The sequence below is a fragment of the Bacillus sp. ms-22 genome, from assembly GCF_009759805.1.
Lineage (GTDB): Bacteria > Bacillota > Bacilli > Bacillales > Bacillaceae > Bacillus > Bacillus xiamenensis.
In genome coordinates this window covers 182,255-196,469 of the sequence record NZ_CP046653.1, presented here as the reverse complement: position 1 = coordinate 196,469, position 14,215 = coordinate 182,255, and the positions used below count along the sequence as shown (strand labels likewise).

General features: G+C 44.8%; 5 protein-coding genes, 2 tRNA genes and 3 rRNA genes. 9 read left to right on the top strand and 1 reads right to left on the bottom strand.

Going from position 1 to position 14,215, the window contains the following annotated elements:
- The first annotated feature begins 48 nt into the window (after nt 1-48).
- The 7 genes from gyrB to rrf all read left to right on the top strand — a co-directional run bounded on the left by gyrB (nt 49) and on the right by rrf (nt 10,130).
- A complete protein-coding gene (gyrB, locus tag GPA07_RS01100) occupies nt 49-1,965 on the top strand; it encodes a DNA topoisomerase (ATP-hydrolyzing) subunit B (RefSeq protein WP_008360922.1) in 1,917 nt (638 codons plus the stop codon).
- A gap of 232 nt (nt 1,966-2,197) precedes the next feature.
- On the top strand, nt 2,198-4,714 hold the full coding sequence (gene gyrA, locus GPA07_RS01095) for a DNA gyrase subunit A (protein ID WP_157291882.1): 2,517 nt from the start codon (nt 2,198-2,200) through the stop codon (nt 4,712-4,714).
- 407 nt (nt 4,715-5,121) lie between these two features.
- Nucleotides 5,122-6,670 (top strand): 16S ribosomal RNA (locus GPA07_RS01090).
- 95 nt (nt 6,671-6,765) lie between these two features.
- Nucleotides 6,766-6,842: transfer RNA gene (locus GPA07_RS01085), tRNA-Ile, on the top strand.
- Between the two features lie 13 nt (nt 6,843-6,855).
- A tRNA-Ala gene (locus tag GPA07_RS01080) sits at nt 6,856-6,931 on the top strand.
- 98 nt (nt 6,932-7,029) lie between these two features.
- Nucleotides 7,030-9,954 (top strand): 23S ribosomal RNA (locus GPA07_RS01075).
- Between the two features lie 60 nt (nt 9,955-10,014).
- Nucleotides 10,015-10,130: ribosomal RNA gene (gene rrf / locus GPA07_RS01070) — 5S ribosomal RNA — on the top strand.
- The 16S, 23S and 5S rRNA genes sit together here with 2 tRNA genes alongside, the layout of an rRNA operon.
- Nucleotides 10,131-10,162: 32 nt before the next feature.
- Here rrf and GPA07_RS01065 read toward each other — a convergent pair.
- A complete protein-coding gene (locus tag GPA07_RS01065) occupies nt 10,163-11,131 on the bottom strand; it encodes a YaaC family protein (RefSeq protein ID WP_157291881.1) in 969 nt (322 codons plus the stop codon).
- A 121-nt stretch (nt 11,132-11,252) separates the two neighbouring features.
- Here GPA07_RS01065 and guaB point away from each other — a divergent pair, with 121 nt between their 5' ends.
- Nucleotides 11,253-12,719 carry an IMP dehydrogenase gene (guaB, locus tag GPA07_RS01060; protein ID WP_008362147.1) on the top strand — a complete coding sequence of 489 codons (1,467 nt, stop codon included), beginning with the start codon at nt 11,253-11,255 and terminating at the stop codon, nt 12,717-12,719.
- Nucleotides 12,720-12,879: 160 nt separating this feature from the next.
- Nucleotides 12,880-14,205: a D-alanyl-D-alanine carboxypeptidase family protein gene (locus tag GPA07_RS01055; RefSeq protein WP_008362145.1), complete on the top strand. Its 1,326-nt coding sequence runs from the start codon at nt 12,880-12,882 to the stop codon at nt 14,203-14,205.
- The last annotated feature ends 10 nt before the right edge of the window (nt 14,206-14,215 follow it).

Genomic DNA, 14,215 nt, shown 5'->3' with positions numbered 1-14,215 from the left:
TCATATAAATATATCGTTTAAGAAAAGTGTAGGTGAATGTACGTGGCAATGGAACAGCAACATAATAGTTATGATGAAAATCAGATACAGGTGCTCGAAGGACTAGAAGCTGTTAGAAAACGTCCAGGAATGTACATTGGGTCAACCAATGCAAAAGGACTTCACCATCTTGTATGGGAAATTGTCGACAACAGTATTGATGAGGCATTAGCTGGGTATTGTACAGACATTACAGTGCAAATCGAAAAAGATAATAGCATTACAGTGAAAGATAACGGCCGCGGGATTCCTGTTGGGATTCATGAGAAAATGGGACGTCCTGCCGTAGAGGTCATTATGACTGTTCTTCACGCTGGCGGTAAGTTCGATGGCAGCGGTTATAAAGTATCTGGCGGTCTGCATGGTGTAGGGGCATCTGTTGTAAATGCGTTATCTACTACCTTAGACGTGACAGTATACCGTGATGGAAAAATTCATTATCAGCAATTCAAACGCGGCGTGCCAGTTGGAGATTTAAAGGTCATTGGCGAAACAGACGTAACGGGGACAACCACTCATTTTGTGCCAGACCCAGAAATTTTCACTGAAACCACTGAATTTGATTACGATACACTGGCCAATCGTGTACGTGAGTTAGCTTTCTTAACAAAAGGCGTGAACATCGTTATTGAAGACTTACGTGAAGGCAAAGAACGTAGAAACGAATACTGCTACGAAGGCGGAATTAAGAGCTATGTAGAACATTTAAATCGCTCGAAAGAAGTCGTTCATGAAGAACCGGTTTACATCGAGGGTGAAAAAGACGGAATTACTGTTGAAGTTGCGCTGCAATACAACGATTCCTATACAAGCAATATCTATTCTTTTGCCAACAATATCAACACGTATGAAGGCGGAACACACGAAGCGGGCTTTAAAACGGGTCTGACACGTGTCATCAATGATTATGCTCGTAAAAATGGCGTATTCAAAGATGGAGACTCGAATTTGAGCGGTGAAGATGTGAGAGAAGGCTTAACTGCGATTATTTCGATCAAACATCCAGACCCTCAGTTCGAAGGACAAACGAAGACAAAGCTTGGGAACTCAGAAGCGAGAACCATTACAGACTCTCTTTTCTCTGAAGCATTAGAAAAATTTCTATTAGAAAATCCTGATGCCGCGAAGAAAATTGTGGAGAAAGGACTGATGGCAGCTCGTGCAAGAATGGCTGCCAAAAAGGCACGTGAGCTTACAAGACGTAAAAGTGCACTTGAAGTCTCCAGTTTGCCTGGAAAACTGGCAGACTGTTCTTCTAAAGATCCTTCCATCTCTGAGCTCTATATCGTAGAGGGAGATTCTGCGGGCGGGTCTGCTAAACAAGGTCGTGATCGCCACTTCCAAGCGATCTTACCGCTAAGAGGGAAGATCCTAAACGTTGAAAAAGCACGATTAGATAAAATTCTATCTAACAACGAGGTTCGTTCAATGATTACAGCGCTTGGGACTGGAATCGGAGAAGACTTCAATTTAGAGAAAGCACGCTATCACAAAATTGTGATCATGACAGATGCCGATGTTGATGGAGCGCATATCCGAACGCTGCTCTTAACATTCTTCTATCGTTACATGCGTGAAATCATTGAAAACGGTTATGTGTACATTGCGCAGCCGCCTTTATATAAAGTGCAGCAAGGAAAACGTGTTGAATACGTGTATAACGATAAACAGCTAGATGAGCTGTTAAAGACACTGCCTCAAACACCAAAGCCTGGACTTCAGCGCTATAAAGGTCTTGGAGAGATGAATGCTTCTCAGCTTTGGGAAACAACAATGGATCCTGACGCAAGAACACTTCTTCAAGTCACGCTTGAGGATGCAATCGATGCTGATGAGACATTTGAAATGCTAATGGGAGATAAAGTAGAGCCGAGACGAAACTTTATCGAAGAAAATGCACAATACGTGAAAAATCTTGATATTTAGATAGGTACCCCCTTAAGAACAACCTTATTTCTTGTTTGGAATAAGGTTGTTTTTCAAGAAACAGGGGCGTGAAACGAATGTCCTGGTTTTCCACGTTTCGCTGATTTTCTAGTAAATAAATGTGTATAAAGGCAAGATTATTGATATAATGGAGAATAGTCTTGAGAAGATAAATACATATTTTACTCCCACATAATTTATTTCATGTGATACGTAAAGGGAGGTTCTTATAGTGAGTGAACAACATACACCAAATGTACGTGAAGTGAATATTAGTCAAGAAATGCGTACGTCCTTTTTAGATTATGCAATGAGTGTTATTGTTTCGCGTGCATTACCAGATGTACGAGACGGATTGAAGCCCGTCCATCGAAGAATTTTGTATGCGATGAATGACCTAGGTATGACAAGTGATAAACCATTTAAGAAATCTGCACGTATCGTTGGGGAAGTTATTGGTAAGTACCACCCTCACGGTGATAGCGCTGTATACGAAGCAATGGTTCGGATGGCGCAAGATTTCAACTATCGGAATATGCTGGTTGAAGGTCACGGAAACTTTGGTTCAGTCGATGGAGACGGTGCAGCCGCGATGCGTTATACCGAGGCACGTCTTTCTAAAATCTCAATGGAGATCCTGCGTGATATCACAAAGGACACGATTGACTATCAAGATAACTACGATGGCAGTGAAAGAGAGCCAGTCGTCATGCCAGCTAGATTCCCGAACTTATTAGTCAACGGAGCAACAGGAATCGCTGTTGGGATGGCCACCAACATCCCGCCTCACCAACTAGGTGAAGTCATTGATGGGGTACTGGCAGTCAGTCAAAACCCAGAAATCACAACGCAAGAATTAATGGAGATTATCCCAGGCCCAGACTTCCCAACTGCGGGACAAATCATTGGCCGAAGCGGTATTCGTAAGGCTTATGAAACCGGGCGTGGCTCTATTACATTACGTGCAAAGTCAGACATCGAAGAAACATCTAGCGGTAAACAACGAATCGTCATCAATGAAATTCCCTATCAGGTCAATAAAGCTCGTTTGATCGAAAAAATTGCGGACCTTGTACGCGATAAAAAGATTGATGGCATTACAGATCTTCGTGATGAATCTGACCGTAATGGAATGCGTATTGTCATTGAACTTAGAAGAGATGCGAATGTTCATGTTCTATTAAACAATCTTTATAAACAAACAACACTTCAAACGTCATTCGGTATTAACTTGCTTGCACTTGTTGATGGACAGCCGAAAGTTTTGTCTCTCAAACAATGTCTTGAATATTATCTCGAACATCAGAAAGTGATCATTCGTCGAAGAACAGCGTATGAGCTGCGTAAAGCAGAAGCAAGAGCTCATATTTTAGAAGGCTTAAGAATCGCTCTTGATCACTTAGATGAGGTCATTGCTTTAATTAGAGGCTCTCAAACTGCTGAAATCGCGAGAAATGGTTTGATGGAAAACTATACCTTGTCTGAAAAACAAGCACAGGCTATTCTCGATATGCGACTCCAGCGTCTGACTGGTTTAGAGAGAGAGAAAATAGAAGATGAATACAAAGGACTTGTTGAATTGATTGCTGAATTGAAAGCCATTTTAGCAGATAATGAGAAAGTTCTTGAAATCATTAGAGAAGAATTAACAGAAATCAAAGAACGCTTCAATGATACGCGTCGAACAGAAATTGTGACAGCGGGTATAGAAACAATCGAAGACGAGGACTTGATTCCTGTTGAAAATATTGTGATTACGCTGACTCATAATGGTTATATTAAACGCCTACCTGCATCAACATACCGCAGTCAAAAAAGAGGCGGTAAAGGTGTCCAAGGAATGGGAACCAACGAGGATGATTTCGTTGAACAGCTGATCTCAACATCTACGCACGATACGATTCTCTTCTTCTCTAATAAAGGGAAGGTCTATCGAGCGAAGGGATATGAGATTCCTGAATTCGGACGAACAGCCAAAGGAATTCCGATTATTAACCTTCTTGAAGTAGAAAAGGGAGAGTGGATTAACGCCATCATTCCGGTGAGCGAATTTGATGAAGATTCGTATCTCTTCTTTACAACAAGACACGGTGTATCAAAACGAACATCATTGTCTCAATTTGCAAACATCCGGAACAACGGTTTGATTGCACTGAGCCTGCGTGAAAAAGATGAGCTGATGGCCGTTCGTTTAACCAATGGTGAAAAACAAATCATCATCGGAACGAAAAAGGGCATGCTCATTCGTTTCGACGAGACAGATGTTCGTGAAATGGGACGTACGGCAGCTGGGGTTAAAGGGATCACACTTTCTGAAGACGACATCGTCGTTGGAATGGAAATCCTTGAGCCAGATGCAAACGTATTGATCGTAACTGAAAAAGGTTATGGTAAATTAACGCCTGAAAAAGAATATCGTGTTCAAAGCCGTGGCGGTAAAGGTCTTAAAACATGCAAGATCACTGACAACAACGGTCCGCTTGTTGCAGTGAAGGCGACTAACGCTGAAGCTGAAGAAGACTTAATGATCATTACAGGCAGCGGTGTCATCATCCGTATGGCCGTTTCAGATATCTCCACAACAGGCCGAGTCACTCAAGGTGTCCGCCTGATCCGTCTAGGTGATGATGAACATGTCGCTACAGTGGCATTAGTTGAACAATCACAAGAAGACGATGAAGAAAGCACTGAAGAGAACACTGAAGAAAACATAGAAAATGTAGAGTCAGATCAAGAGCAATCTGAGTAAAAATAAAGCCGGGTTTTCACCGGCTTTATTTTTTTTGAAGAAACATGATTTTTTTTGAAATTTATAATGCTTTTTTCATAGATATGTGTTAATCTTTCAAAGGAGCAAAAAGAGGCTCTATTTTTTATCTCTTTCACAGCAAAACTTCTTAAAAAAATAAAATGTTTTTCAAGAAAAACATTGACTGTTAATAGAGATATATGATATATTTAAGTGGTCGCTTTGAGAGAGTGACAAACAAGTTCTTTGAAAACTAAACAAGACAAAACGTACCTGTTAATTCGAGTTTTAATAAAAAAATCCTATGAAACATCATAGGTAGTCAGTCAAACTGACGAGGCAGGAAATGATCACATGCTAAGTTCGCTACATCGTGTAGCAACGCATGTGTGATATGCATCCTGCATACCTCGGAGAGTTTGATCCTGGCTCAGGACGAACGCTGGCGGCGTGCCTAATACATGCAAGTCGAGCGGACAGAAGGGAGCTTGCTCCCGGATGTTAGCGGCGGACGGGTGAGTAACACGTGGGTAACCTGCCTGTAAGACTGGGATAACTCCGGGAAACCGGAGCTAATACCGGATAGTTCCTTGAACCGCATGGTTCAAGGATGAAAGACGGTTTCGGCTGTCACTTACAGATGGACCCGCGGCGCATTAGCTAGTTGGTGAGGTAACGGCTCACCAAGGCGACGATGCGTAGCCGACCTGAGAGGGTGATCGGCCACACTGGGACTGAGACACGGCCCAGACTCCTACGGGAGGCAGCAGTAGGGAATCTTCCGCAATGGACGAAAGTCTGACGGAGCAACGCCGCGTGAGTGATGAAGGTTTTCGGATCGTAAAGCTCTGTTGTTAGGGAAGAACAAGTGCAAGAGTAACTGCTTGCATCATGACGGTACCTAACCAGAAAGCCACGGCTAACTACGTGCCAGCAGCCGCGGTAATACGTAGGTGGCAAGCGTTGTCCGGAATTATTGGGCGTAAAGGGCTCGCAGGCGGTTTCTTAAGTCTGATGTGAAAGCCCCCGGCTCAACCGGGGAGGGTCATTGGAAACTGGGAAACTTGAGTGCAGAAGAGGAGAGTGGAATTCCACGTGTAGCGGTGAAATGCGTAGAGATGTGGAGGAACACCAGTGGCGAAGGCGACTCTCTGGTCTGTAACTGACGCTGAGGAGCGAAAGCGTGGGGAGCGAACAGGATTAGATACCCTGGTAGTCCACGCCGTAAACGATGAGTGCTAAGTGTTAGGGGGTTTCCGCCCCTTAGTGCTGCAGCTAACGCATTAAGCACTCCGCCTGGGGAGTACGGTCGCAAGACTGAAACTCAAAGGAATTGACGGGGGCCCGCACAAGCGGTGGAGCATGTGGTTTAATTCGAAGCAACGCGAAGAACCTTACCAGGTCTTGACATCCTCTGACAACCCTAGAGATAGGGCTTTCCCTTCGGGGACAGAGTGACAGGTGGTGCATGGTTGTCGTCAGCTCGTGTCGTGAGATGTTGGGTTAAGTCCCGCAACGAGCGCAACCCTTGATCTTAGTTGCCAGCATTCAGTTGGGCACTCTAAGGTGACTGCCGGTGACAAACCGGAGGAAGGTGGGGATGACGTCAAATCATCATGCCCCTTATGACCTGGGCTACACACGTGCTACAATGGACAGAACAAAGGGCTGCGAGACCGCAAGGTTTAGCCAATCCCACAAATCTGTTCTCAGTTCGGATCGCAGTCTGCAACTCGACTGCGTGAAGCTGGAATCGCTAGTAATCGCGGATCAGCATGCCGCGGTGAATACGTTCCCGGGCCTTGTACACACCGCCCGTCACACCACGAGAGTTTGCAACACCCGAAGTCGGTGAGGTAACCTTTATGGAGCCAGCCGCCGAAGGTGGGGCAGATGATTGGGGTGAAGTCGTAACAAGGTAGCCGTATCGGAAGGTGCGGCTGGATCACCTCCTTTCTAAGGATATATGGAGCAGTGTGCGTTTTGGTCTTGTTTAGTTTTGAAGGAACTTGGAAAAGATCCTACAACATCATATCTTCGATATGAAAGATGGGCCTGTAGCTCAGCTGGTTAGAGCGCACGCCTGATAAGCGTGAGGTCGGTGGTTCGAGTCCACTCAGGCCCACCATCTTCTATAAATCGGGGCCTTAGCTCAGCTGGGAGAGCGCCTGCCTTGCACGCAGGAGGTCAGCGGTTCGATCCCGCTAGGCTCCACCAACGTGTTCTTTGAAAACTAGATAACAATAAGTAATACATTCACATTGAATGCAATGCAAAGTTCATCACACATAGTGATTCTTTCTAAAGTAAGAAATGGTTAAGTTAGAAAGGGCGCACGGTGGATGCCTTGGCACTAGGAGCCGATGAAGGACGGGACGAACACCGATATGCTTCGGGAGCTGTAAGCAAGCTTTGATCCGGAGATTTCCGAATGGGGAAACCCACTGCTCGTAATGGAGTAGTATCCATACTTGAATACATAGAGTATGAGAAGGCATACCCGGGGAACTGAAACATCTAAGTACCCGGAGGAAGAGAAAGCAAATGCGATTCCCTGAGTAGCGGCGAGCGAAACGGGAACAGCCCAAACCAAGAGGCTTGCCTCTTGGGGTTGTAGGACACTCTATACGGAGTTACAAAGGAATGATATAAGCGAAGAGGTCTGGAAAGGCCCGCCAGAGAAGGTAACAGCCCTGTAACTGAAATGTCATTCTCTCCAGAGTGGATCCTGAGTACGGCGGAACACGTGAAATTCCGTCGGAATCCGGGAGGACCATCTCCCAAGGCTAAATACTCCCTAGTGACCGATAGTGAACCAGTACCGTGAGGGAAAGGTGAAAAGCACCCCGGAAGGGGAGTGAAATAGATCCTGAAACCGTGTGCCTACAAGTAGTCAGAGCCCGTTAACGGGTGATGGCGTGCCTTTTGTAGAATGAACCGGCGAGTTACGATCCCGTGCAAGGTTAAGCAGAAGATGCGGAGCCGCAGCGAAAGCGAGTCTGAATAGGGCGCATGAGTACGTGGTCGTAGACCCGAAACCAGGTGATCTACCCATGTCCAGGGTGAAGTTCAGGTAACACTGAATGGAGGCCCGAACCCACGCACGTTGAAAAGTGCGGGGATGAGGTGTGGGTAGGGGTGAAATGCCAATCGAACCTGGAGATAGCTGGTTCTCTCCGAAATAGCTTTAGGGCTAGCCTCAAGGTAAGAGTCTCGGAGGTAGAGCACTGATTGGACTAGGGGCCCCTACGGGTTACCGAATTCAGTCAAACTCCGAATGCCGATGACTTACCTTGGGAGTCAGACTGCGAGTGATAAGATCCGTAGTCGAAAGGGAAACAGCCCAGACCGCCAGCTAAGGTCCCAAAGTATACGTTAAGTGGAAAAGGATGTGGAGTTGCTTAGACAACCAGGATGTTGGCTTAGAAGCAGCCACCATTTAAAGAGTGCGTAATAGCTCACTGGTCGAGTGACTCTGCGCCGAAAATGTACCGGGGCTAAACGTATCACCGAAGCTGCGGACTGTTCTTACGAACAGTGGTAGGAGAGCGTTCTAAGGGCTGTGAAGCCAGACCGGAAGGACTGGTGGAGCGCTTAGAAGTGAGAATGCCGGTATGAGTAGCGAAAGACGGGTGAGAATCCCGTCCACCGAATGCCTAAGGTTTCCTGAGGAAGGCTCGTCCGCTCAGGGTTAGTCGGGACCTAAGCCGAGGCCGAAAGGCGTAGCGATGACAACAGGTTGATATTCCTGTACCACCTCCTCACCATTTGAGCAATGGGGGGACGCAGGAGGATAGGGTAAGCGCGGTAATGGATATCCGCGTCCAAGCAGTTAGGCTGGGAAATAGGCAAATCCGTTTCCCGTGAAGGCTGAGCTGTGATGGCGAGCGAAATTAGTAGCGAAGTTCCTGATTCCACACTGCCAAGAAAAGCCTCTAGCGAGGTGAGAGGTGCCCGTACCGCAAACCGACACAGGTAGGCGAGGAGAGAATCCTAAGGTGATCGAGAGAACTCTCGTTAAGGAACTCGGCAAAATGACCCCGTAACTTCGGGAGAAGGGGTGCTTCTTAGGGTGTTAAAGCCCCGAGAAGCCGCAGTGAATAGGCCCAGGCGACTGTTTAGCAAAAACACAGGTCTCTGCGAAGCCGTAAGGCGAAGTATAGGGGCTGACGCCTGCCCGGTGCTGGAAGGTTAAGAGGAGCGCTTAGCGTAAGCGAAGGTGCGAATTGAAGCCCCAGTAAACGGCGGCCGTAACTATAACGGTCCTAAGGTAGCGAAATTCCTTGTCGGGTAAGTTCCGACCCGCACGAAAGGCGCAACGATCTGGGCACTGTCTCAACGAGAGACTCGGTGAAATTATAGTACCTGTGAAGATGCAGGTTACCCGCGACAGGACGGAAAGACCCCGTGGAGCTTTACTGCAGCCTGATATTGAATGTTGGTACAGCTTGTACAGGATAGGTAGGAGCCTTGGAAACCGGAGCGCTAGCTTCGGTGGAGGCATCGGTGGGATACTACCCTGGCTGTATTGACCTTCTAACCCGCTGCCCTTATCGGGCAGGGAGACAGTGTCAGGTGGGCAGTTTGACTGGGGCGGTCGCCTCCTAAAATGTAACGGAGGCGCCCAAAGGTTCCCTCAGAATGGTTGGAAATCATTCGCAGAGTGTAAAGGCACAAGGGAGCTTGACTGCGAGACCTACAAGTCGAGCAGGGACGAAAGTCGGGCTTAGTGATCCGGTGGTTCCGCATGGAAGGGCCATCGCTCAACGGATAAAAGCTACCCCGGGGATAACAGGCTTATCTCCCCCAAGAGTCCACATCGACGGGGAGGTTTGGCACCTCGATGTCGGCTCATCGCATCCTGGGGCTGTAGTCGGTCCCAAGGGTTGGGCTGTTCGCCCATTAAAGCGGTACGCGAGCTGGGTTCAGAACGTCGTGAGACAGTTCGGTCCCTATCCGTCGCGGGCGCAGGAAATTTGAGAGGAGCTGTCCTTAGTACGAGAGGACCGGGATGGACGCACCGCTGGTGTACCAGTTGTTCTGCCAAGGGCATCGCTGGGTAGCTATGTGCGGACGGGATAAGTGCTGAAAGCATCTAAGCATGAAGCCCCCCTCAAGATGAGATTTCCCATTCCGCAAGGAAGTAAGATCCCTGAAAGATGATCAGGTTGATAGGTCTGAGGTGGAAGCGTGGTGACACGTGGAGCTGACAGATACTAATAGATCGAGGACTTAACCTATATTTAATGTGAAGCATGAACATTGTTATCTAGTTTTGAGAGAACATTCTCTCCATCAGGTTTGGTGGCGATAGCGAAGAGGTCACACCCGTTCCCATACCGAACACGGAAGTTAAGCTCTTCAGCGCCGATGGTAGTTGGGGGTTTCCCCCTGTGAGAGTAGGACGCCGCCAAGCTTTTCTAAGGATCAGTTCCATTTGGAAAAGGATCAGTTCCATTTGGAACTGGTCTTTTTTGTGTTTTCTTCTAGCAGCATCATGATATAAGCTGGAAACTTGTCCTCTGCAATCTCCATATAGCGTTCAATCATGACGTAATCATCACTAATGTATTGAGATAAAAGCTCGTACCACCATTCTGTTTCGTAGCGGGCAATCATACTGAGGTTATACATTAACAAGTAATGGCTGATGATCTCAGGAATCCCTAAAAAGGCATCTCGTGTTGATGGGATAAACCACTGATTCATTTCTAAATCATAATGAAGATGAGTAGCAAGAGCAGGATTTTCTTCTGAAAATACGTCAAATGTCAGTTTCTTTGCTTCTCTCTGTTTAAGCTTCCAACTTGTATGAAACTCAAAATATTCAATAAAGCGTTCAGCCGACATGTTATAAAGCAATGGAATATGGTCTTGAATCAACATGCCATTTGCTTGTTCTACCTTCACTAATGTTGAGGGCTGCTTTTGGAACTCAAGAACATGACTCATTTCTGGTATTTTTGAAAGGAGATTGATCATCGTAAATCGCTCATCTTCAAGACCATTTAAATGAAATAAGTGCTTTAATACATGCATACATAATCCGTTTCGCTGAATCTTTACTTCATCCTCACTAAAACGATAATGTTGCTTCTTTCTTTTTCTTGAGGTTACACCGTGAGCTAAGACAGAGGTTTGAGATGGATAGTAGGGATCTACTGTCAGTAAACATGCCTTTAACAGCTGTGCCATTCCATAAAATAATAAAATCGGTTTTAGTTCAAGTGGAGCTGATGCGGCTTGGTCATAAAATGTATGGCCATGCTTTAAAAAGTAAATAAATCGTTCACAGTTTTTATAGGCGTGTTGATTTGCATCCTGAATGTTCCGTTTCTCGTACTGTTGAAATAGAAACTTTTGGGAAGTTTCGAGTGAGTAAAAACGTTTTAAATCCTTCCATCCTGAACTGTTCATCTTCTTCCTCAACTCTCTAATTATTTTCTAAAAATTGCAACTGTTTGTTGCTTCCTTGACATGCTGTTTCCTAGTTGATAATCTACATATAATATTTTGCCGAAAAGAGGGGGATTTACTAATGTGGGAAAGTAAATTTTCAAAAGAAGGTTTGACGTTTGACGATGTGTTGCTTGTTCCAGCAAAATCTGAGGTGCTTCCGCGCGACGTCAATTTATCAGTTGAGTTAACAAGCACTTTAAAGCTGAACATTCCGATTATTAGTGCGGGAATGGACACTGTGACCGAATCACAAATGGCGATTGCAATGGCACGTCAAGGTGGTCTTGGAATCATTCATAAAAACATGTCCATTGAGCAGCAAGCAGAACAAGTGGACAAAGTAAAACGCTCAGAGCGTGGCGTTATTACCAATCCATTTTTCTTAACACCAGATCATCAAGTATTCGACGCAGAACATTTAATGGGTAAATATCGTATTTCTGGTGTACCGATTGTCAATAACGAACAGGATCAAAAGCTTGTTGGGATTATTACGAACCGTGACCTTCGTTTTATTTCGGATTATTCAATGAAGATTAGCGACGTGATGACAAAAGAGGAACTTGTGACAGCTTCTGTTGGAACAACATTAGAAGAAGCTGAAAAAATCCTACAGCAATATAAAATTGAAAAATTACCTCTTTTAGATGACGAAGGAACGTTAAAAGGTCTCATCACCATCAAAGATATTGAAAAAGTGATTGAATTCCCTAACTCCTCTAAAGATGCACATGGCCGTTTAATTGTTGGTGCCGCTGTTGGTGTCACTGGCGATACCATGACTCGTGTGAAAAAATTAGTAGAAGCCAATGTTGATGTGATTGTTATTGATACAGCACACGGTCATTCTCAAGGTGTCCTAGACACTGTATCGAAAATCCGTGAAACGTATCCTTCTCTTAACATCATTGCTGGTAATGTTGCAACAGCTGAAGCAACAAAAGCATTGTTTGAAGCAGGAGCAGATATTGTGAAAGTTGGTATCGGACCAGGATCCATTTGTACAACACGTGTTGTTGCAGGTGTTGGTGTGCCACAAATCACAGCGATCTATGACTGTGCAACAGAAGCAAGAAAACATGGTAAAGCTATTATTGCAGATGGTGGAATTAAATATTCAGGTGATATCGTGAAAGCATTAGCCGCTGGTGGACATGCTGTTATGTTAGGAAGCCTTCTTGCTGGTACATCTGAAAGCCCAGGAGAAACAGAAATTTTCCAAGGTAGACGCTTCAAAGTTTATCGCGGTATGGGTTCTGTGGCTGCAATGGAAAAAGGCAGTAAAGATCGTTACTTCCAAGAAGATAATAAAAAATTCGTTCCAGAAGGTATCGAAGGCCGTACACCATACAAAGGACCAGTTGTTGATACTGTGTACCAACTTGTTGGCGGAATTCGTTCTGGTATGGGCTATTGTGGAACAAAGGACTTACGCTCACTTAGAGAAGAAGCTCAGTTCATTCGCATGACTGGTGCTGGTCTTCGTGAGAGCCATCCACATGATGTACAAATTACAAAAGAATCACCAAACTACACAATTTCTTGATAAATTGTGACAATCAAATTACATTTGACAGGGTCTATGACTCTGTCTATTTTTTTTGTCTTTATTGTGATAAAATTTATACTGTTGTGTTGAAATAAGCCCTTGTGGATTAAATATATATGAAAAACGTCGAAAAAAGATGAATACGGAGGTATGACGATTGAACAGCAAGATGTTGAAACAGCTTATGGTCTCTATCCTTGCACTGACATTGATTGTTACAGCGTTTACACCAATGTCCAAAGCAAAAGCGGCTGAAGATCCATTCAATGTGAATGCGAAAGCAGCCATCCTTATTGAAGCTTCTACAGGTAAAATTCTTTATAGTAAAAACGCAGAACAAAGACTGCCTATTGCAAGTATGGCAAAGATGATGACAGAGTATCTATTGCTAGAGGCTATTTCTGAAGGCAAAGTGAAATGGGATCAAACATATACGCCAGATGATTATGTGTACGAAATTTCTCAGGATCGCAGTTTATCAAATGTTCCTTTGAGAAAAGACGGCTCGTATACAGTGAAAGAACTTTATCAAGCAACGGCTATCTATTCAGCAAATGCCGCAGCAATTGGTTTAGCAGAGGTGATCGCTGGTTCAGAATCGAAGTTTGTTGAAAAAATGAACGCAAAAGCGAAAGAACTTGGTTTAACCAATTACAAATTCGTGAATGCAACTGGACTAGAAAATAAAGACTTGCATGGCAAACAGCCAAAGGGTACGGGTCCTAATGAAGAAAGTGAAGTATCTGCAAAGGATATGGCATTGCTTGCACAGCATCTCATCAAAGACCATCCAGAAATTCTTAAAACAGCAAGCATCGCAAAAACAAAGTTCAGAGAAGGCACAGATGATGAAATGGACATGCCAAACTGGAACTTCATGCTGAAAGGACTTGTGAAAGAATATGAAGGAGTAGACGGTCTGAAAACAGGCTCTACTGATTCAGCAGGTTCTAGCTTCACAGGTACAGCAAAACGCGGTGACATGCGCGTGATCGCAGTTATTCTGAATGCAAAAGGTAATCTTCATACAGCTCGTTTCGACGTGGCGAAAAAACTGTTCGACTATGCTTTTAAAAACTTTACGATGAAAGAAATGTACAAAAAAGGTCAACAGATCAAAGGACATGAAAACATCGAAGTCGATAAAGGGAAAGATAAAGAAGTGCCCGTTGTCACGAAAGAAGCTTTCTCTGTGCCAGTCAAAAATGGAGACGAGAAGAGCTATAAAGCAAAAGTGAATTTTGATCAAAAGAACTTAGAAGCTCCTATTAAAAAAGGAACGAAAGTTGGCATGCTGACGACTTCTTATTCTGGTGATGAGAAGGACTACGGCTATTTGAATAAAGACCAATCAGGTGTCGAGCTTGTGACGAAAACAGGCGATGAAAAAGCAAACTGGTTTATCCTTGCAATGCGCGGTGTAGGTGGATTTTTCGCCGGCATTTGGGGCGGAATCGTTGACACAGTAAAAGGTTGGTTCTAATAAAAAACTG